Source organism: Pseudomonas sp. OIL-1 (genome assembly GCF_010669185.1).
GTDB lineage: Bacteria > Pseudomonadota > Gammaproteobacteria > Pseudomonadales > Pseudomonadaceae > Halopseudomonas > Halopseudomonas profundi.
Genome location: NZ_CP048629.1, coordinates 1,808,907 through 1,832,623, shown reverse-complemented (window position 1 = coordinate 1,832,623; position 23,717 = coordinate 1,808,907). Strand labels below are relative to the sequence as shown.

16 protein-coding genes are annotated in these 23,717 nt (G+C 60.3%); 5 read left to right on the top strand and 11 right to left on the bottom strand.

Features of this window, described 5'->3' with window-relative positions:
* Positions 1 to 13: 13 nt before the first annotated feature.
* Entirely contained in the window at positions 14 to 844 is an 831-nt protein-coding gene (locus G3M63_RS08590) for an HDOD domain-containing protein (protein WP_163982643.1), read from the top strand.
* A gap of 63 nt (positions 845 to 907) precedes the next feature.
* On the opposite strand, the gene G3M63_RS08585 is transcribed toward G3M63_RS08590, so the two are convergent.
* From G3M63_RS08585 to prfB, 6 genes are all read right to left on the bottom strand, one after another.
* Entirely contained in the window at positions 908 to 1,723 is an 816-nt protein-coding gene (locus G3M63_RS08585) for an enoyl-CoA hydratase (protein ID WP_163982642.1), read from the bottom strand.
* 58 nt (positions 1,724 to 1,781) lie between these two features.
* A complete protein-coding gene (ung, locus tag G3M63_RS08580) occupies positions 1,782 to 2,486 on the bottom strand; it encodes a uracil-DNA glycosylase (RefSeq protein WP_163982640.1) in 705 nt (234 codons plus the stop codon).
* Positions 2,487 to 2,491: 5 nt separating this feature from the next.
* Positions 2,492 to 2,818 carry a hypothetical protein gene (locus G3M63_RS08575; protein ID WP_163982639.1) on the bottom strand — a complete coding sequence of 109 codons (327 nt, stop codon included), beginning with the start codon at positions 2,816 to 2,818 and terminating at the stop codon, positions 2,492 to 2,494.
* Between the two features lie 11 nt (positions 2,819 to 2,829).
* Complete coding sequence (locus G3M63_RS08570) at positions 2,830 to 4,113, bottom strand: flavohemoglobin expression-modulating QEGLA motif protein (RefSeq protein ID WP_150301813.1); 1,284 nt, start codon at positions 4,111 to 4,113, stop codon at positions 2,830 to 2,832.
* Positions 4,114 to 4,483: 370 nt separating this feature from the next.
* Positions 4,484 to 5,986, bottom strand: coding sequence for a lysine--tRNA ligase (lysS, locus tag G3M63_RS08565; RefSeq protein WP_163982637.1), 1,503 nt, complete (start codon positions 5,984 to 5,986; stop codon positions 4,484 to 4,486).
* 132 nt (positions 5,987 to 6,118) lie between these two features.
* A protein-coding gene (prfB, locus tag G3M63_RS08560; protein ID WP_163982635.1) for a peptide chain release factor 2 occupies positions 6,119 to 7,214 on the bottom strand; the annotation gives its coding sequence in 2 pieces (ribosomal slippage) (positions 6,119 to 7,141 and positions 7,143 to 7,214; 1,095 coding nt in all).
* 256 nt (positions 7,215 to 7,470) lie between these two features.
* Between prfB and G3M63_RS08555 the strand changes: the two genes are divergently transcribed.
* On the top strand, positions 7,471 to 9,879 hold the full coding sequence (locus G3M63_RS08555) for a xylulose 5-phosphate 3-epimerase (RefSeq protein WP_163982633.1): 2,409 nt from the start codon (positions 7,471 to 7,473) through the stop codon (positions 9,877 to 9,879).
* A 39-nt stretch (positions 9,880 to 9,918) separates the two neighbouring features.
* On the opposite strand, the gene G3M63_RS08550 is transcribed toward G3M63_RS08555, so the two are convergent.
* The 5 genes from G3M63_RS08550 to G3M63_RS08530 form a co-directional block, all read right to left on the bottom strand.
* Positions 9,919 to 12,189, bottom strand: coding sequence for a bifunctional diguanylate cyclase/phosphodiesterase (locus G3M63_RS08550; protein ID WP_163982631.1), 2,271 nt, complete (start codon positions 12,187 to 12,189; stop codon positions 9,919 to 9,921).
* A 103-nt stretch (positions 12,190 to 12,292) separates the two neighbouring features.
* Entirely contained in the window at positions 12,293 to 14,992 is a 2,700-nt protein-coding gene (locus G3M63_RS08545) for an HAD-IC family P-type ATPase (protein ID WP_163982629.1), read from the bottom strand.
* Between the two features lie 114 nt (positions 14,993 to 15,106).
* Positions 15,107 to 16,825, bottom strand: a complete 1,719-nt coding sequence (recJ, locus tag G3M63_RS08540) for a single-stranded-DNA-specific exonuclease RecJ (RefSeq protein WP_163982627.1) — start codon at positions 16,823 to 16,825, stop codon at positions 15,107 to 15,109.
* Positions 16,825 to 17,364, bottom strand: a complete 540-nt coding sequence (locus G3M63_RS08535; protein WP_163982624.1) for a YaeQ family protein — start codon at positions 17,362 to 17,364, stop codon at positions 16,825 to 16,827. The genes recJ and G3M63_RS08535 overlap by 1 nt, the downstream gene beginning before the upstream one ends.
* A 162-nt stretch (positions 17,365 to 17,526) precedes the next feature.
* Positions 17,527 to 18,012 (bottom strand): CinA family protein, encoded by a 486-nt coding sequence (locus G3M63_RS08530; RefSeq protein ID WP_163982623.1) that lies wholly within the window; start codon positions 18,010 to 18,012, stop codon positions 17,527 to 17,529.
* A gap of 300 nt (positions 18,013 to 18,312) precedes the next feature.
* On the opposite strand from G3M63_RS08530, the gene glgA reads away from it, so the two are divergent.
* The 3 genes from glgA to malQ are packed head-to-tail and all read left to right on the top strand — an operon-like array spanning position 18,313 to position 23,692.
* Positions 18,313 to 19,863, top strand: coding sequence for a glycogen synthase GlgA (gene glgA, locus G3M63_RS08525; protein WP_163982621.1), 1,551 nt, complete (start codon positions 18,313 to 18,315; stop codon positions 19,861 to 19,863).
* On the top strand, positions 19,863 to 21,614 hold the full coding sequence (gene treZ, locus G3M63_RS08520; protein ID WP_163982619.1) for a malto-oligosyltrehalose trehalohydrolase: 1,752 nt from the start codon (positions 19,863 to 19,865) through the stop codon (positions 21,612 to 21,614). The genes glgA and treZ overlap by 1 nt, the downstream gene beginning before the upstream one ends.
* Positions 21,611 to 23,692, top strand: a complete 2,082-nt coding sequence (malQ, locus tag G3M63_RS08515) for a 4-alpha-glucanotransferase (protein WP_163982617.1) — start codon at positions 21,611 to 21,613, stop codon at positions 23,690 to 23,692. Before treZ ends, malQ begins: the two co-directional genes overlap by 4 nt.
* Positions 23,693 to 23,717: the final 25 nt, after the last annotated feature.

The window sequence follows — 23,717 nt, the reverse complement described above, 5'->3', positions numbered from 1 at the left end:
AAGGGATTTTGTGATGACAGATCTGGCTGAACGGGTGCAAACCCAACTGATGGACGCTATCGACAGGGACCAGCTGGTTCTGCCAACCCTACCCGAGGTTGCCTTGCGCGTCCGGGAAGCTGCAGAAGATCCAGACGTATCCATTCCAGCGCTGGTGCAGGAAATCAGCAATGACGCAGCCTTGAGTGCGCGTCTGATCAAGGTGGTCAATAGCCCACTACTGCGCACTCGACAGGAAATAACCGACCTGTCCATGGCCGTCAATCGAATGGGCATCAGCTATACCGCCAACCTGGCCACCGGTCTGGCTATGGCGCAAATGTTCCAGGCCACCTCGGATGTCATCGACCAGAAGATGCGGCTGATCTGGACCCGCAGCCTGGAAGTTGCAGGCATCAGTCACGTGCTGTGTCGTCATTACACGCGGCTTAAACCCGACCAGGCAACACTCGGCGGACTGGTGCACCAGATCGGCGTGCTGCCCATACTCAGCTATGCCGAGGAGCATGATGAACTGCTGCGTGACCCAGCGAGCCTGGATCTGGTCATCGAGCGCCTGCATCCTCTGCTCGGCGATCGTATCCTCGACGCCTGGGACTTTCCCCTGCCGCTGCGCCGCATCCCTTCGCAGCATCTGGATTTTCAGCGTGATTCCGAAGCAACCGACTACGCCGACATCATCCAGGTAGCAATGCTGCAAAGCCTGAGCGGGACAGACCATCCGTTCACCAAGATGGATTGGAACAGCCTGCCCTCCTTTACCAAGCTGGGACTGACGCAGAGCGAAGGCGAGGACGAGGATCTGTCTGCGGAGATGGAAGCCGCGATGCAGCTTCTGGCCTGATATGGTTGGCATTGGCAGTCCGAGGACTGCCAATGTTCAGCGGGGCTGGCCCAGTCCCGATACCTAGCGGTTAGTCCATTGCGGCGGGCGCTTGTCGAGAAAGGCGTTGATGCCCTCCAGCGTATCCTCAGCGTCGAACAGATCAACAAAGCGTTCACGCTCCTCTGTGAGCATACTGTTCATTGGCCGATGGCGTGCGCCCTGGATCAGCTGCTTGCAATGTCGCACCGCCAACGGACTTTGCCGCGCAACCTGAGCCGCCAGCCGCAGCGCAGTGGTCACCGCCTGCCCTTCCTCAACCACTTCCTCAGCCAGCCCTATCCGTTCGGCTTTCACGCCATCGACTCGCTCACCGCAGAGGATCATGCGCTTGGCCCAGCCCTCGCCTACCAGCCAGGACAATGCCTGAGTACCGCCGGCACAGGGCAACAAACCGACCCCGGCTTCCGGCAGGCCGAGTTGGGCCTGGCGTTCGGCGATACGAATATCGCAGGCCAGCGCGCACTCCAAACCGCCACCCAGCGCATAACCATTGATGGCTGCGATGGTCACACCTGAAAAATCCCGTAGCGCTTCGAATGCCTGACCAAACAGCCGGGCCAGCATCCTCGCCCTGGCCTTGTCACCCTCGGCAAACAATTTGAGATCGGCGCCCGCCGAGAAGAACTGATTGCCCCGCCCGGTAAGCACCACGGCATAAATTTCAGGATCGTGATTGAGATGGTCAACAAGCTCATAGAGGCCGTGCAGCGTATCTGAATCCCAGGTGTGGGCAGGCGGGTTATCGATGGTCACCAGCGCTGTGTGCCCGACTTTCTGCACGACCAGCTTGTCTGTGCGAGGAACCAAGGCGGTGTAGGGTTGAGGTACGTGCTCCATAACAATCTCCTCTCTGGCGGGCCGGCACATGGGCCACCTGTCTACTGAAAACGACCTGTCAGGGAGTCGACCCGCAGTCGGGCAGAGTCCAATCAACGGGATGACGGCCATGTTCCTGCAGATACCCGTTGGCAGCGGAAAAATGACCGTTACCTATGAAACCACGGTGCGCAGACAGGGGTGAAGGATGAGCCGAGGTCAATACCAGATGTCTGGATGCATCGATCTGCGCGCCCTTCTTCTGCGCATACGCTCCCCACAACATGAATACCAGATTCTCGCACTGTTCATTAAGCACTTCGATTATGCGGGTCGTCAAACGTTCCCAGCCGCGCTTGGCGTGCGAGCCGGCCAGGCTGTGTTCAACAGTCAGTACTGCATTAAGCAGAAGCACGCCCTGTCCGGCCCAGCTTTCCAGACAACCATGCCGGGGTGGAATCAACCCAAGGTCGCGTTCAATCTCCTTGAAGATATTCTTCAAGGATGGCGGTGGGGGTATACCCGGCGGCACTGAAAAGGACAGGCCATGCGCCTGGCCCGGGCCGTGATAGGGATCCTGACCGAGAATCACCACCTTGACGTGCTCAAGCGGCGTACTGTTCAAGGCGTTGAATATCAGCGGACCGGGGGGATAAATCGTCTTGCCTGACGCTTTCTGCTCAAGCAGAAATGCCTTCAGCTCACGCATGTAGGGCTTTTCGAACTCCCCGGCCAGCGCCCGCCGCCAACCCGGCTCCAGCTGGATGTTTGATTGATTGACCATCGCGATCAGAGCACCGGCACACTCTGCGCGTCGCAGCGCACCACGCGCTGACGATTATCCACAAGCAAGCCGGACAGGCCGTTATGGCGGCTGTCGTGAAGCACCAGAACCCCATCAACGCATTCCGCGACCTGACTTGCCGGTTTGCTGCGCACTTGTCCGGCCTCTTCGCTGCCCACCGTGATCAGGCTGAACTCGGCGACCAGCAAGCCCTCCTCCTCCCGTACGAAATTGAGATACCCGTAAAAGTGCAGGATCGCGACAGTGGCCAGCACTGTCCCTATGGCGGTGAGAATCAAGGGTAACTTGTTGATTTCGTGATCGTCAGACATCAAAGGCTCCATCAAAGAATATTGGCATAGTCGGCCTCGATACGATCCAGGCTCAGGTTGGTCAGAAAGCCCGAAAAACACATCCAGGCGCTGAGTGCATTCAAGTCAGCAAAAGGTTCTGGCAGGTAGCGCGGCGGTACCACCAGCCCCTCCTCCACCAGCTGCCCCAGCGTGCGCATATCCTCGAGCGTAGTCTTGCCGCAGAACAACAACGGAATCTGCTGCAACTTGCCCTTGCGTACGGCCAGCTGGATATAGTTGTAAGTCAGGATGAAACCCTTCAGGTACGCCAGGTCCTTGGTAAAAGGCAGACCAGAACTGCTTGACCCGCGGAACACCCGGCTGGCATTGGTGTAGCTGTCCTGTTTCGAATAGCCTTCCTCTTGGTAGAACCTGAACACGTCCATGAAATCCGCACCGGTTTCAGCCAGCTGGATCGCCCGGGTACGGTTGGTCAGTTTGCGCAGTCGGGCAGGATAGGAAGCAAAGGTAATCACTTCCATAAGGATCGCCAGGCCCTCCTGGGTCACCGTGGATGACGGTGGCCCCTTGGCCAGGAAGGTGCAGATAGGCTGATGCTGACCGTTCAGACTGGTCGCCACATGCACCATACCTTCGTGCACGGCAAGAATTTTCAGGTCACGCTGATTGAACATGGCGTCACTGCGGATCTTGATGTAGTCGGCACCTGCCGCAGCATCGGCGACGATACCGTCGGATTCGAACACCCGCACCGCCTGATCGTCCGGAAACGCCTGATTCATCTTCTCCTGCAGGATTGCCACCGCCTCGGGTGCTGCGATGTGCTTGGGTTCCCGACCAAGGTCCGAGCCAATATTGGCCAGTGATTCGCTGAGCGTGATACTCAAATCGGTCAGCGTCGGATCGCCCGCATGAAAGGCATCCGAAGCGGACCCATAGAGTTCCTGAGAAATACGTCCAAGCTCCGGTGTGCCCCGCCCTTCCAGCATGCGGATAACCATGCGGTATTCGCGACACATGCGGCGCATGATCTGCCCGACCGGGTTGAAGGTGCCGAGCTGGCGGGTGATATCGCGCTCGATATCCTGAAACACCTGCAAGCGCTCGGCAGGATCGAAGTTCAGCGGGCGCCCGGCGTAGTAGTCCGGACCCACGTCAGGAATGGTATTGCAGCCCTTGCGGAAGAATTCGTCACGCAGGCTGTCGTCCCACTTGATGGCATCGAGTATGCGAATCGGCGCCTGCGCCTCGACCAGCCTGTCTGAGAGGCTGCGTATGACCAGCTGGTATTGCTCGCTTTGCTTGATTGCCATGCTGTTTATTCCTGCTCTTAGTGCCAAGACATTACGAGGCATCAGGGATAGGTGCAACGCTCTGCCGGATCGTTGAACTGCTGGACACGCCGCAAGTACGTCCCTGTAGGCTCGGCGATAGCCATCCATGGCTATCGACGGTCCATCAGTTCAACGAACCGGCACCGCAGAAAGGCTCCGAGCTCGCCAAGAATCTCAGCCTACAGCGGCATTCATAGCGTACGCGGAGGTGGACCATGGCGGACCGTCGATGGCCATGGATGGCCATCGTCGAGCCCCAGGGATGGCTCGCAGCGTGTCCGCCATGGTCCACCTCCGCGCACGCCACCCCAAACCAGTTCGGATCGGGGTTTATGTGCCAAACCGAAACTCAGTGCTCAGGCCGCATATGCGGAAACAGAATCACGTCGCGGATCGAAGGCGCATCGGTCAGCAGCATCACTAGACGATCAATACCGATACCCTCGCCTGCAGTCGGCGGCATGCCGTATTCCAGCGCACGGACGAAGTCGGCGTCATAGTGCATGGCCTCATCATCACCCGCATCCTTGTCGGCCACCTGGGCGTGGAAGCGCTCGGCCTGATCTTCGGCATCGTTAAGCTCCGAGTAGGCATTGGCGATTTCGCGGCCACCGATGAACAACTCGAAACGGTCCGTCACGCTCGGATCATCGTCGCTGCGCCGCGCCAGCGGTGACACTTCGAACGGATAACGGGTAATGAAGGTTGGCTGTTCCAGCCGGTGCTCGACCAGCTCTTCGAAGATCATCACCTGCAGCTTGCCCAGGCCTTCAAAGCCGAGAACCTTGGCACCGGCTTTGGTGGCGATGGCGCGGGCGGTGTCGACATCTTGCAGATCGGCGGCGGTGATTTCCGGATTGAACTTGAGAATCGCGTCGAATACCGACAGCCGCGCAAAGGGCTCACCAAAATGGAAGACCTTGCCCTGATAGGGCACGTCCGTTGTGCCCAGAACCGCCATGGCCAGCTCGCGGAACAGCTCTTCAGTCAGATCCATGTTGTCTTCGTAGTCGGCATAGGCCTGGTAGAACTCGAGCATGGTGAACTCGGGGTTATGCCGGGTGGAAACGCCTTCGTTGCGGAAGTTGCGGTTGATCTCGAATACCCGCTCGAAGCCGCCCACCACCAGACGCTTCAGATACAGCTCCGGCGCTATGCGCAGGAACATCGGGAGATCCAGCGCATTGTGATGGGTTTCGAAGGGCTTGGCCGCGGCACCGCCGGGGATCGTCTGCAGCATGGGCGTTTCAACTTCGAGGAAGTTACGCTCGGCCAGGAACTGGCGGATATGCGAAATCACCTTCGAGCGCACCTGGAAGGTGTGGCGCGTTTCCTCATTGACGATCAGGTCGACATAACGCTGACGATAGCGTTGCTCGGTATCGGTCAGGCCATGGAACTTGTCAGGCAACGGCCGCAGCGACTTGGTCAGCAACTGCACATTGCGCATATGGACATACAGATCGCCTTTGCCAGACCGCGCCAGCGTGCCCTCGGCAGCAATGATGTCGCCCATGTCCCAGCTCTTGATCGCCTCAAGCGTCTCGGCGGGTAGGCCCTTGCGATCGACATACACCTGAATGCGGCCGCTCATGTCCTGGATCACCATGAAAGCGCCACGGTTGAGCATGATGCGTCCGGCAACCCTGACCGCAATCGCCTCTTCCTCGAGCTCCTGCTTGCTCTTCTCGGCGTACTGTTTCTGCAGCGCGCCGGCATAGCTGTCACGACGGAAGCGATTGGGAAAGGCGTTACCCTTGGCCCGCTCAGCTGCCAGCTTCTCCTTGCGCAGGGCAATCAAAGTGTTCTCTTCTTCGTGCTGAGCTTGCTGGTCTTGCGGCTGATCGGTCATTTTTCGCTAATCCTGAAAAAACTGTATTGATAGTACCGAGTCCCGCTGCCCGCTCACCGGCTTATACCGGGCCTGGCAACGGGTGGCGAACCCAGATGGGACCATGGCGCTACGCATTGCGCCCGCGAGGGGTCAAAGCCCCTGTTTGAGGCTTGCCTCGATAAACTCGTCCAGGTCGCCATCGAGCACCGCATTGCAGTTGCTGTTTTCGATACTGGTACGCAGATCCTTGATTCGTGACTGGTCGAGTACATAGGAGCGTATCTGATGCCCCCAACCGATGTCCGACTTGGTATCTTCCAGTGCCTGGGCGGCCGCGTTGCGCTTCTGCATCTCCAGCTCATAGAGCTTGGCGCGTAGCATCTTCATCGCGGTATCACGGTTGGCGTGCTGCGAGCGCTGGTTCTGGCAGCTGACCACAGTGTTCGTCGGGACGTGGGTAATCCGGATCGCAGAATCGGTGGTGTTAACGTGCTGGCCACCCGCCCCGGATGAGCGATAGGTGTCCACGCGCAGATCAGAGGGGTTGATGTCGATCTCGATGTCATCATCAATTTCGGGTGACACGAATACTGCCGAAAATGACGTATGCCGACGGTTGCCCGAATCATAAGGGCTTTTACGGACCAGGCGGTGCACGCCGATTTCGGTACGCAGCCAGCCGAAGGCGTATTCACCCTTGATATGCACGGTCGCGCTCTTGATGCCGGCCACCTCGCCAGCGGACAGCTCGACAATCTCGGTCTCGAAGCCGCGCTGATCGGCCCAGCGCAAATACATCCGCAGCAACATGTTCGCCCAGTCCTGGGCCTCGGTACCGCCGGAGCCAGCCTGGATGTCCAGGTAACAGTTGTTCGGGTCCATCTCGCCACTGAACATGCGACGGAACTCGAGTTTTTCCAGACTCACCTGCAGGCGCTCCAGCTCGGTGACGACATCCGCCACGGCTGACTCGTCGTCTTCTTCGGCGGCCATTTCGAGCAACTCGGAGGCGTCAGCCAGACCGGCATGCATCCCGTCCAGCGTCTCGACAATTTGCGCCAGCTGCGCACGTTCCTTGCCCAGACCCTGAGCACGTTCCGGATCATTCCAGACGCTGGGGTCTTCCAGTTCGCGCTCTACTTCAGTCAGGCGATCACGCTTGTGATCGTAGTCAAAGATACCCCCTGATAGTCTCGGAGCGACTACGCAGATCTTTGATGGTATTGAGAATCGGGTTGATTTCCATGGTGACAGATCCCGTCAGGAAAAAGGGCGTCATTGTAGCGGAATTTCGCAGCGCCGTGCAGCGTTCTCAGCGGCACCGCACCGACATGAGGGTCCGGTTCGTACCCGCAAACCCGTGCACTCTCCTACCTCACGGAGACGCTGTTCCGCCATGACAGCGAACCTGCCAGGGCTTGATACAGGTCAGGAAGGCAATCTCCGAAATCACGCTAGACTGGATGTATCCGCTAGCCACCATTACCCGTCAGGAGTCTTTTGTGAGCCAGTTATTACCCGACCAGAGCATTCTCGATCAACACGCTGAAGAGCATGCCACATTCGCCGAATGGCGCGCAGGCTATGGCGTCATAGACCACAGCCCGGCCACGCAGGCGGCAGTATACAGGCTGGCCCACCAGCTTCAGCAAAGCGGCATGCAGCCCGATGTGGACACTGTCTATCGAATGCTCACCGCACTTGATCGACTGACCAGTGCCGGGCTGTGGCTGGTGGTGCATATGACCTACGCCAAACGCTGCCGCCCGGACGGCACGCCGTTGAATGCAGAGGACTTCAAACGCAATCCAGAGGGCCACACGGGCGGCGCGCTGAACATGGTGCCCGGCTATGCTGCCTATCTGGCTTTGAACAACCTCACCGGCAGCACCCGTAGCTGGCTGATGGGCCAGGGGCACTGCGTCGCGGCAATCGACGCGCTGAATATCCTCACCGGCAATCTTCACCCCGAACAAGCCGAACGCTACGGCGAAGACGGCGGCCTCGACCGGCTGCTGAAAGATTTCTACGGATACGCCCAGCAACCCGACGGGCGACCTGCCGCCCCCCTGGGTAGTCACGTCAACCCCTACACTGCCGGCGGCATAATCGAAGGCGGCTACCTCGGCTTCGCCGAGTTGCTCTATGCCCATATGCCCTTGCCGGGCGAGAAGCTGGTTGCGTTCCTGTCCGATGGCGCGGCCGAAGAGCAGCGTGGTAGCGACTGGATACCGCGTTGGTGGCGCGCCGAGGATTGCGGCGCCGCGCTACCCGTCATGATTGCCAACGGTCGCCGCATCGAACAGCGCACTGAGCTGGGAACCGTGAAGGGCCTGGATGGCTTCGTCGAGCACCTGACCGCGTGCGGCTTCGACCCGATTCGCTTTGACGGCCGAGACCCGGCTGCCTTCGTCTGCACACTGTACGAAATGGAGCAACGACTTGATCGCCGGGTGGAGGAGCATCAGCGCGGCCTGCTCAGCTATCCTCTGCCCATCCCCTATGCCATCGCCGAAACCACCAAAGGGTTCGGCTTCTACGGTGCCGGGGAAAACGCCGCCCATAACCTGCCATTGCCAGGCAATCCACGGCATGACGAATCCGCACGGAATCTGTTCAACCAGCACGCCGGCAAACTCTGGGTCAGCCCTGAGCAACTGGAGCAGTCCAGAGATCTTCTGACCCGACATTCCGAGCAGGGTCGGCCGCTGGAGCGTGACCATGATCTGGCCAAGCGTCATCCGGAGACGCCGGTGCTGCCCGAGCCTGAATGGATAAGCGAACCGGCCTCGCCGATGCTGGCCGTGGACAGATTTTTCGTGAAAATGACCGAGGCCAACCCGGGTCTGCGCGCCCGCGTCGGCAATCCGGACGAGTTGGCCAGCAACAAGCTCGGCGGTGTGCTGCGCACCCTCAAGCACCGCGTAAGTGAGCCGGAAAGCGACCTGGAAGCAATCGACGGCCGGATCATTACCGCCTTGAACGAAGAAGCCGTGGTATCGGCCTGCCTTGGCAACAAGGCAGGCCTGAACCTGGTCGCCAGTTATGAGGCCTTCTGCGTGAAGATGCTCGGCGCTGTGCGCCAGGATATTATCTTCGCACGGCATCGCAAGGAGGTTGGCCGCCCGGCCGCCTGGCTGGGCTTTCCGGTTATTGCTACCTCCCACACCTGGGAGAACGGCAAGAACGAACAATCCCACCAGGACACAACTTTCTGCGAGGCGCTGCTGGGCGAGATGCACGACGTCATGCGCGTCGTGCTGACGGCAGACTACAACAGCACCATGGCCGTATTGCCGAGCATCTACACCGAGCGCGGCCGGCTGAGCTGCATGGTTATCGCCAAGCGCGACCAGCCCTCACGCTTCACGCCTGAACAGGCAGTGCAACTGGCGGAACAAGGCGCGCTGGTGTGCGAGGAGCACAAGGGCAATGGCGATCCCGTGCTACTGGTGGCCTGCGGTGCGTATCAGATGGGCGCCATGCAGCGCGCAGCGGAGCGCTTGTCTGCACATAACGTCAGCTGGCGTCTGGTGTATCTGCAGGAACCCGGCCGCTTCACTATCCCCCGCGACGAGCTCGAAGCAGAATACGCCGCGAGCGAGGAGCTGATTCAAGAAATATTCCCCGGTGAGATAACCCGTCGGATCATGCTCACCCACATGCGCCCTGAGATCTTCCGCGGCCACCTGCACAAGCTGCTGCCCGACCCGCAACACAGCCGCGTGCTTGGCTATATCAACCGCGGCGGTACACTGGATGAAGCCGGCATGCTGTTCACCAACCGCTCCAGCTGGGCCCATGTAGTCGCCGCAGCGGCCGAAGTCAGCGGCGTTGAGCCGGCTCAGTGGCTGGAAGAGGAAGAACTGAAAGCGGTACAGGGCCAGGGAAGCCCGAGCGTGTTGCGGTAAGGTCGCAAAGGTTTCGTTGCCCTCGTGCGACGAAACCTTTCAGGTTCGGGGAAGACCTCGCTCGCCAACGATGCCTTCCGCAAGCACATCAACATCCAACCCCGCCAAGGTATTCAGCACCGGCTTGATCATGCTGGCCGATAACGGGCGGCTGAACCAGTAGCCTTGTATGTAGTGACAACCTTCAGTGCTGAGAAAGTCCATCTGCTCGATGGTCTCGATGCCTTCGGCGATCACGTCCATGCTCAGGCCGCGACCCAGCCCGATAATGGCGCGGCTGATGGCCCGCAGCCGTTCGTCATCCGGCGCGCGGGAGATGAAGCTTTTGTCGACCTTGATGATATGCAGCGGATAGCGATGCAGATAGCCGAGCGAGGAAAAGCCCGTACCGAAATCATCGAGGGCAATCCGAATGCCCAGACTTTCCAGTTCACGCAGCGTAGCGAGGGTATCGGGGCCGTCCTGCATGAGTAGGCTTTCGGTTATTTCCAGCACCAGGCTGCTGGCGGGAAAGCCGGTTTCTTTCAGCACCGCCGCGACAGTCCCAGCGAAATTCTCCTCGCGCAGCTGGCGGCTGGACAGATTGACTGAACAGCGCAACGCCGGGTGACCATTTTCGTGCCACTCGCGCACCTGCGCACAGGCCTGGCGCAGCACCCATGCGCCTACTTCGACAATCTGGCCGGAATCTTCGAGAGCAGGAATGAATTCATCCGGCGGAATCATCTTCCCGTCACGCCACCAACGCAGCAGCGCCTCGACACCAATCACGCTGGAGTTTTCACCCTCGACTTTTACGATGGGCTGATAATACAGCTCGAATTGCTTGCGATTGAGTGCCTCGCTGAGCGCACTCTCCAGCGCCAGGCGGTGGTGAACCTCGTGCTGCAGGTTTTCGCTGTAGAGCGCCAGCTGCGATTTGCCGAAGGTTTTGGCCCGGTATAGCGCAAGGTCAGCTTCGCGCAACGCATCCTGTTCCTGATCGTGCCCCTTGAGCGGGGCCAGGCCGATGCTGGCGGTCACGGTGAGGCGTTGCTCGCCGATCAGCAGTGGCGACAACAATCCCTGCATGATGCGCTTGGCGACGTTTTCTGCATCAGCCGGCTCGGCCATATCGTTAAGCAGCACAACAAACTCGTCCCCGCCGAAACGGCACAGATGGTCGCCGGGCCGCAGGCAACGCTCGATCCGTGCGGCGACCTGGATCAACACCTGATCACCAACCTGATGCCCGAGACTGTCATTGATCAGTTTGAAGCGATCCAGGTCGATGAACAGTACCGCCGCATGCCGCGCGCCAGGCTTGGCCTGTCGCTGCAGGGCCTGCAGGAGCAGCTGGTTCATGCGTTCGCGATTGGGTAGTTTTGTCAGCGGATCGTGCAGGGTGGCGTGCGCCAGCTCCTGCTCGGCTGTCTTGCGAATGTGAATATCTGTGAGGGAGCCCGACAACAGACGGTCGCCATGCACGTCTTCGGTCACCTCGCCACGCACCAGTACCCAGCGATACTCCCCCCTGGCGTGACGCAACTGGCACTCGATCTTCAATTCGGATCGATAGCCCTCCAGATGCGCCATCACCGACGCCTTGAATCCGCTGCGCTGGCTTTGCGGCAGCATATCCAGCCACTCGTCCAACCTTACCGGCGCGTTAGTGGCATCAAGTCCAAGCACGGCCAGCCAGCGCTCGGATACTTCAAGCCGATCATCCGCGACGCGCCATTCCCAGATACCGTCGTTGGTCCCGTGCATGGCACGGGCGTAGCGGGTCTGACTTTCCTGCAGCGCAAGCTGGCTGGCGGCAGAATAGGTATCAACCGCCAGGGTCATGTCGAAAAACACCACCTTGAGCAGACAGCTGAACAGCCGGTGCACCAGCTCCGGCTGCCCGGGCCAGCGCTCGCGAAGCTGTGCATGCATGAAATCCAGGTAGAAATGATAGCTGGCCAGCGACACATTTTGTCCCAGCCCGACGCTCTCATGAGTGATACCGACCAGCAGGCGCAGCCGCACGTATTGCATGTCGTAGGGGCCACGCAGCATTTGCTGGTAGTAGTGTCGCTGCTGCTCCTTGAGGCGCACCAGCATACCTGGACGATTGAGCAATCCAGCGGCATGCGGGAACTGCAGCAGATGCTCATGCAACGCATCTATGCATTGGACATGCAGAGCTTCCAGTTCGGGAAGATAGTCAGCCAGCTCTCTGATGCTCTGATCATCCACTAGCAGCAGACGTAGCCGCGTGCGGATGTTGTTCACATTCAGGCCAAGATGGTTCTGCATTCCCTTCAGACGTTTCTTCAAGTCAGGCAAGACCTGGCTCTCCCTGGTATCGAACACCATCATGCAACTGCTTACGGGTTACCGTTTCGCTCGGATTTGTGAAGCATTACACACATTTGTCTCATCATGAAATCTATTTGAAAACCGTCCGATCATCATTCCGCATGCGTTTCTCTAGCTCGAGCACCGCCAACACTGCCACACCCGCGGCAACCGGGATCAGCAATAGCGGGAGACTCAAAACCGCTGACTCGAACAGCGTGTGCATGAATCCCGCATAGGTAAAGAGCATCTGCAGGGCCGTCACCAGTAGCACCACAATCCACACCGCCGGCGTGCCCAGCATCCCGCGCAGGGTAATCGACGGGCTATCCAGATAGCGCACCGCAAACAGATAGAACACTTCCATCGCTACCAGCGTATTAACTGCCAAGGTGCGGGCAATTTCTGTGCTGTAGCCGGTCTGAACCGCCCACTGGAAGCTGGCGAAAATACCCGCCAGGAACAACAGCGACACCAGCACAATGCGCCATACCAGAAAGCTGTTCAGTAGCGATTCGCCGGTACGCCTCGGCGGCTTCTCCATCACGCTGGGTTCGGCCGGCTCGAAGGCCAGTCCCATCGCCAGCACCACGGAGCTGACCAGATTGACCCACAGGATCTGTAAGGCGGTTATCGGCAGGGTGAGCCCGATCAATAGGGCAACGATCAGACTGGCTGCTTCGCCGCCGTTGATCGGCAGCAGAAAGCTGATGGCTTTCTTGAGATTGGTATACACCGTGCGGCCTTCACGGACCGCAGCGGCAAGGCTGGCGAAATTATCATCCAGCAGCACGATATCCGAGGCTTCACGGGCTGCTTCCGATCCCTTGACGCCCATCGAGATGCCAACATCCGCGCGCTTGAGCGCTGGCGCATCGTTTACGCCATCACCAGTCATGGCTACCACGCCATGCACGGATTGCAGTGCCTGCACCAATCGCAGCTTGTGCTCCGGACTGGTCCTGGCAAACACGTCGACATCCTGCGCCAGCTGCATCAGCTGAGTGTCATCCAGGCTGTCCAGCTCATGCCCGGTGGCGACCCGCTCGGTGTGACGCAGACCGAGACGGGCAGCAATTGCCCGCGCCGTCATGGCGTGATCACCGGTGATCATCTTGACCCGGATGCCCGCCCGGTGACATTCGGCTATCGCCTCCATGGCTTCCTGCCGCGGCGGGTCGAGCAGCCCGACGACCCCGATCAACTGGAAATCGTCGCCCAGCGCATCGCCATCGAGTTCGTGTTGCCCCGCCACTGTCGGCTTGCGCGCCAAAGCCAATACCCGCAATCCCTGCCCCGCCAGCTCGTCGATGTGTTTTTGCCAATCGGCAGGGTCCAGCGGCACGGGCGCCCCCTGTGCATCCAGCGCGCTGTTACACAACGCCATGACGCGCTCCGGGGCGCCCTTGAGTAATGCCACAGCCTGACCGTGGTGATCATGGTTCAGGGTCGCCATGTAGCGCTTGTCGGCGTCGAAGGGGATTTCATCGCGGCGCGGCCATTCCGCCGTGTAGGAGGTTGCATCCAGCCCGGCCTTTGCGGCCAGCACCGACAGGGCACCCTCCATCGGATCACCGATGACTTTCACGGTCTCGCCCTGGCGCTGCAGCTCGGCGTCATTGCAAAGCAAGGCTGCCTGAGCCATATGACCGAGCAACAACGGCGCCGGCTCGCCGGTCTGCTCATCGCCGATCCGGCCTTCAACCGCATAGCCTTCGCCACTGACCGGATAAATGTTCCTGTCCAGCAGCAGCGCGGCGACCATCATTTCATTGCGGGTCAGGGTACCGGTCTTGTCAGAACAGATCACTGATACCGCACCAAGGGTTTCGATGACCGGCATGCGCCGCACCACGGCCTGGCGAGACGCCATGCGCCGCACCCCTATGGCCATAGTGATTGTCAGGATGGCTGGCAAGCCTTCGGGTATCGCCGATACAGTCAGTGCAACGACCGCCATGAACAACTCATTGAGCGGGCGTTCGCTGAACATCCAGCCCGCCAGAAATACCAATGCGCCAATCACCACAATGATCAGTGAAAGGTATTTGGCGAAGCGATTCATCTGTTCCAGCAACGGGGTTTGCAGTGTAACCACACCGCTGAGCAAACCCGATATCCGACCAATCTCGGTCTGTTCGCCCGTTGCGACGACAACGCCACGCGCCGTGCCGACATTCACCAGCGTGCCCGAATACGCCATATTGAAACGCTCTGCCAATGGCGCGTCGCCGGGCTGTGCGTCGGTCAGCTTGTCCACGGGCACCGACTCGCCGGTCAACAACGCTTCGTCGATCTTGAGGCCGTGCAATTGTTCCAGGCGCACGTCCGCCGGGACGCGGTCGCCCGCCTCCAGCAACAGCACATCCCCTGGCACCAGCTCGCTGGCCTCGATCCGTTGGCGCTCGCCGTTGCGCATCACCGTGGCCTTGGGCGCGAGCATATGGCGGATAGCGGCCAGCGCCTGCTCGGCCTTGCCCTCCTGCACGATACCGACCACAGCCTGCAGCAATACGACTGCCAGGATGACCGATGTATCCAGCCAATGGCCAAGCAGCGCAGTAACCAGCGCCGCCACCAGGAGCACATAGATCAGAACGTTCTGGAACTGGGCAAGCAACCGCCGCCACCAAGGCCGGGCATTCGCGGCGCCAAGCTCGTTGGGCCCGTATTGAGCAAGCCGCTCAGCCGCCTCGGCAGCAGTCAGCCCCCTATCGTGGCTGTCGAGCTGCTGTCGGACCTCTGCTACAGATTGCGTGTGCCAACTGGAGGGTGACTGCTTCTGATCCATAATGATTTCCCGGCAACGAATGACGACGGCAACAGATGGCAGTGTAGCCGCCGACATCGGGCCGGGCATTGGCGCAGGTCAAGATCTGGACGCCCGCTGCGGGAAAGCGACCAATCAGGCCGGCTGAACGTGTTTGACCAGCAGCTGCAGGTTCTGCTGCCCGCGAAACTCGTTGATATCCAGCGTATAGGCCAGCACAACTCGCTGGATGGCCGGATTTGGCCAGATGGCAGGATCGATATTGAAGGCAATCGCGTCGAGCAAGTTGGTGCAGCCGGGTAGCTGTACCACCATTTTCAGGTGACGCTCGCCTACGAGACGCTGCTGAATGATCTGAAACTCGCCATGGAAGCCCGGCTCGGGAAAATGTTGGCCCCAGGGGCCCGCCTCGCGCAGCTGTGCTGCCAGCGGAAGCGTGAATTCCTCGGCGCAGAGCTCACCGTCGGACAGCACGCGCCCGGTCAAGTCATCGGCCACCAGTTGACGGCGCACTTCGGCGTCGAAGGCAATGCGAAACTGCTCGAACAGCGCTTCAGGCAGGGACAATCCGGCTGCCATGGCATGCCCACCGAACTTGCTGATCAGACCAGGATTCGCCGCCGCCACCGCATCCAGCGCATCACGAATATGCAGGCCCGCAACCGAGCGGGCCGAGCCCTTGAGCATGCCGTCTCCGGCATCGGCGAAGGCAATGACCGGGCGGTGGTAGCGATCCTTCAATCGCGAAGCAAGAATGCCGATGACGCCCTGGTGCCAGCCCGGGTCAAACAAACACAATCCAAACGGGAGCTCCTGTTCAGTGACGCTCACGGCTTCCAGGCTAGCCAGGGCCTGCTGCTGCATGTCCCGCTCGATGGCCTTGCGATCCTTGTTCAGCCCGTCCAGCTCGCGGGCGATATCCCTCGCCAGATCTTCGTTGTCAGTGATCAGGCATTCGATACCCATGCTCATGTCGTCCAGGCGCCCCGCCGCATTCAGGCGTGGCCCGACGATAAAGCCCAGATCGGTGGACACCAGCTGCTGCGCGGGCCGCCCGGCCACTTCCAGCAGCGCGCGAATGCCGGGGCGGCATCGTCCGCTGCGAATGCGCGCCAACCCCTGATGCACCAGAATCCGGTTGTTTGCGTCCAGCGGCACCACATCGGCAACCGTACCCAGGGCCACCAGATCCAGCAGCTCCGCAAGATTCGGCTCGGGGCGTGTGGCATTGAACCAGCCGCTTTCACGCAGCTCGGCACGCAGCGCCAGCATTACATAGAAGATCACCCCGACCCCGGCAACCGCCTTGCTGGGAAAATCGCAACCGGGCTGACTGGGGTTGACGATGGCATCGGCGGCGGGCAGCTGTTCGGCCGGCAGGTGGTGATCGGTCACCACTACCGACAGCCCCGCGGCCTTGGCGGCAGCTACGCCTTCAATACTGGATATGCCGTTATCCACGGTTACCAGCACTTCGGGTTTGCGCGCCAGCGCCACTTCGACAATTTCCGGCGTCAGGCCATAGCCGTATTCAAACCGGTTCGGCACCAGATAATTCACATGACCAGCCCCGAGTGCGCGTAGCGCGAGCACTGCAACGCTGCTGGCGGTGGCGCCGTCACAATCAAAATCACCGACAATCAGGATCGGCTGCTGCCGCTCAAGCGCGCAGCGCAGCACAGCCACCGCCTCGGGCATACCCTTGAACAGATCGAACGGCAGCAGCGATTTCAGGCTACGGTCCAACTCGGCAATGGACGCAACGCCGCGCGCGGCATACAAGCGCTGCAACAGCGGCGGCAGATCACCCAGTTCGGGCAGGTGGACAGGAACGGGGCGCGATTCGATGCGCATCAGCGCTCGCCCTGTAGCCATTCGACCGGCAATTCATGCTGCATGCGGGCATCGCTGACGTAGAGCACGCCGTCGCTGATCATCAGCCCCCAGTCGATGCTGCGTGGCAAATCGGTCGCCAGCGCATCAAGCGCCTCCTGGGGCAACACGGCGATATTCAGGTTCTTTAACCCGGCGACGGCGGGCAAGGTCTTGTTCGCCCAGACCCGGGTATTGCCGTAGGCCAGCAAGGAAAGTCTTTCCGACCGTCGCGAGCACCAGGTAAGCCGATCGGCATCCGGCTGGCCGACTTCGATCCAGTGTTCGACGCGGTCATCCAGGCTTTTGTGCCACAACGCCGGTTCATCGACATCCGACAGTCCGCGGCCAAAGGCGAGCCGCTCCTGATACCACAGGCCATAGGCCAGGATCCGCGCGGTCATGCGCTGTTCGGTTTCCGACGGGTGACGGGCGATGGTTATGCGTACCGACTCGTAGATGCCACGGTCAACATCGGACAGACCGAGGTGAACTTTGTAGGGTGTCGCTTGCTGGGCCATGGGGGTTCATCGACGGAAAAAAGGGCAGGCAGTGTACCCTAAACGGCTGCGTCACTGCAGCGAACGGAGGAGCCATGCGGCCTCCGGGTTACGGTTTTCGAACGCGCCGACAGCTGTCAAGCCGCAGCCATGCTGATCAGCCCGAGCGCATTCAACGGCGCTTCATTCTTCAAGCATCTGCCGGTAATACTCGGGAATTCTCAACAGCCCGTACTGCGCGGCACGCTCGCGTACCTGATTACGGCTGCCGTCAAACTGCCTCGTCTCGCTGACGACATGCTCCCGGCCGTCCAGTATCAGCGCGCAGGCAAAACACACTGTGCCGTCCAGCTCCTCATCCTCCGCTTCCGCCGCACCGGTATCGGCTATTGCCATGTTGGACTGGCTGTTGCGCAGCGCGCCGAGGGCCATTTCCCTGGCCACCGGTTCGCTGGTCAGACCGTGCTCATCGATGGTATCGAAACTGACGCCCAGACAATCATTCTTGGCCTCCGGTGCGTACACCACGTATCCGCGTTCAAATACCGCACCGCATCCGGGAATATCGGCCAGTTTGGTTGCCATCAGGCCCGCCGTACAGGATTCGGCAGTAGCCAGTTTCAGTTGATGCGATTTAAGGAAATCAATCACCACTTTGACACTTTGCATGTTTGCCCGGCCCCTTCGTTAATACCTGCGCGCTGTCTGAATAAGAGGCAATCGCAAGTGCCAAAGTTCCGGCCCTGTCCTTCTGTCGACTGCCTCTCAAAACCGGAACTAAGCCCCTTATTACAGGTCATCAAAGTAAGCGGATTTTTTATTCGCAGCAGCAGCCCCCCTTGCTTATAGCGCGCGGATCAGAGGCCTTCTGCCATGGATGGTGTGGTCAGCACTGCGCACCGAACAAGTGCACAGCACTCAGACAGGAGCTGCCTCGCCAGACGCACGTCTATCCGGAGGATATGAAGTATGGGAAATGTTGTTTCAACAGTGCGATCCGCCGATCCGGCTCAGCTAAAAGTCCGGCCACAACTTCATGTGGAAAGTCAGCAGAACCAGAAAAAGAAAGTCCTTTTTGTGACATCGGAGTTTTCCGATTTGATCAAAGTGGGCGGGCTGGGTGATGTATCGTCCTCGCTGCCACGCGCGCTTGCCGAATTTCACGATATACGCGTGGTGATACCCGGTTATAGCCAGGTCATGGACAGCGGCCATCCGATCAGAATTGTTGGCAAGGTAGAGGGTCGGGCGGCTATCCCGCCATGCCGGATCGGACGCATGGATCTGGCCGACGGGCTGATCATCTACGTACTCATCTGTCCTGAACTCTACGAGCGTGAAGGCAACCCCTACGGTGACGCCCAGGGACGTGACTGGCCGGACAACCATATCCGTTTTGCGCGCCTCGGCCTGGCGGCTGCCGACCTTGCTTCGGGGCATGCCGGAATCAGCTGGTGCCCCCAACTGGTGCACGCGAATGACTGGCCCGCCGCGCTGGCGCCTGCTTATATGGCGCTGCGAGGCGAGCGAACGCCTAGCGTATTCACCATCCACAACCTCACCTATCAAGGGTTGTGTGATGCCGAATGTTTGCCCGAGTTGGGGATTCCTGCCCAGGCCTTTGTGTCCGAAGGGCTCGAATTTTACGGCAAATTGTCCTTTCTCAAGGCCGGTATCGCCTATTCCAGCCATATCACCACCGTCAGCAAGACCTATGCCCAGGAAATCACCACGCAAGAAGCCGGCTGTGGCCTTGATGGCCTGCTCAGACGCCGCGCGATCGAGGGCCGCCTGACCGGCATCACCAATGGCATCGATCGCAGCTGGGAGCCGGGCAGCGATCCCCACCTGATCGAAGGCTTTACCGACCTCGAAGCGGAAGGCAAGGCCGAGCATGCCCGCTACGTCGAACAGACCTTCGGGCTGGATCACAGCGACGGCCCCCTGTTCGTTGTGGTGTCGCGCCTGGTGCATCAGAAAGGCATCGACCTGACCCGGGACATTGCCGGCGATATCGTCGCGGCGGGCGGACGGATCGCGATCATCGGTTGCGGTGAACCTGCGCTGGAAGCGGAGATGGTCAAGCTGGCGGCTCAGTATCCGGGCCGGATCGGAGTCAACATCGGCTTCAACGAGCTGGATGCCCGGCGCATGTTCGCCGGCAGTGATTTCCTGCTCATGCCTTCGCGCTTTGAGCCCTGCGGCCTCAGCCAGATGTACGCGCAACGCTTTGGCTCGCTGCCAATAGCCCACCGTACCGGTGGCCTGGTGGACACCATCGAAGACGGCGTTACCGGCTTCCTGTTCAGTGACGCCACCGCGGACAGCTACCGTGATGCGGTCATGCGCGCCATCAATATCCACCAGCATCCAGAGTTGATGAATGCCATGCGTCGCCGCGCCATGATGTCGCCGATGTACTGGGCCGAGTCGGTCAAGCCCTACGACGAGTTATACCGCAGCCTGGTCCGCGAACGCGTATCCCGCGCGCTAGCGGCTGAAGTTGGGAGGCGGAGTTGATGGCAGCCGCGCCCACCCATGGCGCACTGGTGCTGGCCAACGGCGAGACCCGTTTCAGTCTCTGGGCTCCTGATGCACGCGAAGTATCGGTTGAGCTCGTCAGCGGTGCGATCCATAACCTTGAATCCACTCCAGACGGCTGGTTCCGCGGGCAGGTACCCTGCCCGGCCGGGACCGGATACCGCTTCATCATCAACGGCGACCTGCGTGTGCCCGATCCCGCATCCCGCGCTCAACTTGGCGATGTGCACGCCTTCAGCTCGGTAGTCGACCACGACGCCTTCAACTGGCAGACTGCTGCCTGGCAGGGACGGCCCTGGCACGAGACCATCATCTACGAGTTGCACGTCGGTTTGCTCGGCGGGTTCAAAGGCGTCCAGGCTTATCTGCCCTACCTGCAAAAGCTGGGCATTACTGCGGTAGAACTGATGCCGCTGGGGGAATTTCCAGGCGCGCGTAACTGGGGCTACGATGGGGTACTGCCGTTCGCCCCGGATTCGTCCTATGGCACGCCCGAAAAGCTGAAAAGCCTGATCGATGCTGCCCATGCTTTAGGGCTGATGGTCTATGTCGATGTGGTCTACAACCACTTCGGCCCCGACGGGAATTACCTTGGTCACTACGCCGGTGATTTTTTCCGCCAGGACATCGAGACGCCCTGGGGGCCTGCAATTGACTTCCGGCGCCCCGAAGTCCGGAATTTCTTCTGCGAAAACGCGCTGATGTGGGTCACCGACTACCGTGTGGACGGCCTGCGCCTCGACGCGGTGCATGCCATCAGCGAAAAGGATTTTCTGGTCGAACTGGCGCAGCGGGTACGCGACGCGGCAGGTCCGGATCGCCATGTGCATCTCGTGCTGGAGAACGAGGATAACTCGGCCAATCTGCTGCAACGCGGCTTCGACGCCCAATGGAACGATGATGCGCACAACATACTGCACACCCTGCTGACCGGTGAGCAGGAAGGCTATTACGCCGACTTCGTCGAAGAGCCAACCCTGAAGCTGTCCCGATGCCTGGGTGAAGGGTTTATCTTTCAGGGCGAGAACTCGCGGCACGGTTCCAGCCGCGGCGAGCCCAGCGGCCATCTGCCGCCTTCGTCCTTCGTGCTGTTCCTTCAGAATCATGACCAGATTGGTAACCGCGCCTTTGGCGAGCGCCTGACGAGACTGGCCGATGAGAGCACCCTCAAGGCTTCCATTGTGCTTATGCTGCTCTCCCCCATGGTGCCGCTGTTATTCATGGGTGAGGAATGGGGCTCGAAGAAACCCTTCCTGTACTTCACCGACCATAACGAAGAGCTGGCGCAGGCGGTGCGTGAAGGGCGGCAGAAGGAGTTCAGTGAGTTCTCGCTGTTTGCCGAACATCCCGAGCGCAAGATTCCCGATCCCAACGCCGTTGAAACCTTCTCGGCATCGCGTCCCGACTATGTCGCCATAAGCCGGCCCGAGTATCAGCACTGGCGCGACTTTTATACCAGCCTGCTGGAGCTGCGCCATCAACACATCATCCCGCGTCTCGCCGGTGCGCGCTTTGCCGGTACCAGCGTGCTGGCCGACAATGCCGTGTCAGCGTCCTGGCAGATGGGGGATGGCAGCCTGCTGCGGATCGATATCAATCTCAGCGACGCCTACGTCACTTGCGATCCGCTAGCGGAAACCGCCCAGATACTGTTTGCCTACAATGGTGAACCGCAGACCGGCGTGCTTGGGCCTCGCAGCACCCTGGCCTCTCTGGAGCCTGCAGCATGAGCGACACCTTGCTAACTCAGCTGGCCAGAGCGGCCGGTATCAATATCGAGTGGACTGATGCCTTCGAGCAAGAACAACAGGTGTCAGTGGAGGTCCAGCGCAATCTGCTGGAAGCACTCGGCCACGCCACTGGCGACGACGCGCAGATCAGGCAGAGCCTGGCGCATCTGGAGGACCAGCAGAGCGGCAAGGAGCTGGCTCCTCTGATGACCCTCGAAGCAGGTCAGAAACTCTCGCTGACGCCCCACTTCGGCCCCGGCACCGCATTCCGGCTCACCCTGGAGAATGGCGAATCCCGCGAGGGTAAACTGGACGCCTCGGGAGCGCTGCCGGCTATCGCGGACTGGGGTTACCATCAGCTGGAAATCAGCGACGAACGGATTATCCTGGCCACTGCACCGCCTGCCTGCCCCAGTATTGACGAACTGACCGGCGAGACCAATGCGCATCTCTGGGGCCTGACTGCGCAGCTCTATTCGCTGCGGCGCGACGGTGATGGCGGGCTGGGTGATACCGCGGCCCTGTCCGACCTGGCAAAAAGCGCTGCCGCTGCCGGCGCAGATACCCTGGCGATGAGTCCGGTCCATGCGATGTTCAGTGCCGATACCGGTAACTACAGCCCCTACTCCCCCTCGAGTCGCATGTTCTTCAACATACTGCACTCGGCGCCGGCCAGCGTTCTGGGCGAGCAGGCGGTAGCGCAGGCTATTGCCGAGTGCGATCTGGCTGCGGAAATGCAGCGGCTCGAAGCATTGGATCTGATCGACTGGCCAGCGGCATCACAGGTGCGGCTGACCTTGCTGCGCCAGCTATACCGCAATTTCACCGGGACCCAGAGTGAACTCCACAAGGATCTGACCCGCTTCGAAGATCAGGGCGGCGAAGCGCTGGCCCAGCACTGCCGTTTCGAGGCCCTGCACGGGTATATGCTTGCTAACGGTCAGCCAGGCGACTGGCGGCAATGGTCGCCAGCCTTTCGCAACCCCCACAGTGCAGAAGTCGAACGCTTCGCCAGTGAACACGCTAGCGAGGTCGGATTTCATGTATTTGCCCAGTGGCTCATCGACCGTAGCTTGCGCAGCGCCCAAAAGTCCGCCTGCGATGCGGGCATGCGCCTGGGGCTGATCGCCGATCTGGCCGTCGGTGCCCACGGCTCCGGCAGCCAGACCTGGACACGTCAGGCAGAATTTCTGCCCTCTGTCAGCGTTGGCGCTCCGCCGGACATACTCAACCGCTCGGGTCAGAACTGGGGGATATCGGCGTTCTCTCCCTCCGGCCTGCGCGCTAACGGTTTCCGCGCTTTCATCGAAATGTTACAGACCAACCTGGCGCACGCTGGCGGCATCCGCATCGATCATGTGATGGGCCTGAAACGTCTATGGATCGTCCCCCATGGCGCCTCGCCTGACCAGGGCGCCTACCTTGATTATCCGTTCCAGGATCAGTTACGGCTGATCGCCCTGGAGGCCTGGCGCCACCGCGCGCTGGTTATCGGCGAAGACCTCGGCACCGTCCCGCCGGGACTGCGTGAAGAACTTGCCAGCCGCAACATTCTGGGAATGCGCGTACTGCTGTTCGAGCAGGACGAAGGGCGCTTCATACCGCCCGGCAAATGGCCCAGAGACGCACTCGCCACAACCACAACGCATGATTTACCCAGCCTGTGCGGGTGGTCAAAGGGTCGCGATATCGATTGGCGACTCGAGGCCGGCCACAGTTCTGCCGAGCAGACCGAGGCTGACCGCCCGGAACGGGAAAAGGAAAAACGCGCGCTGACCGCAGCACTCACCAAAGCCGGCTGCCTCGATGTGACCGAGGCGGGACTGAGCAAGAAACTCGAGGCAAGCATCGAGTTCATCGGCAGCACGCCGGCCTCGCTGGCGCTGTTGCCCATTGAAGATGCCATGGCCAGCGAAGAGCAACCCAACCTGCCGGGGCCAGGCAACGAACATCCCAACTGGCGCCGCCGCTGGCCAATGGCAGCGCGGCTCATGCTGGAGGACAAACAGGTCAAGGGCCGCTTGCAACGCCTGGCGACTGCTCGCGCCTCGGCGCAATCGCGCAGCAGCAAGCCTTGATCAAAAGCAATACATTTCAAGCGGA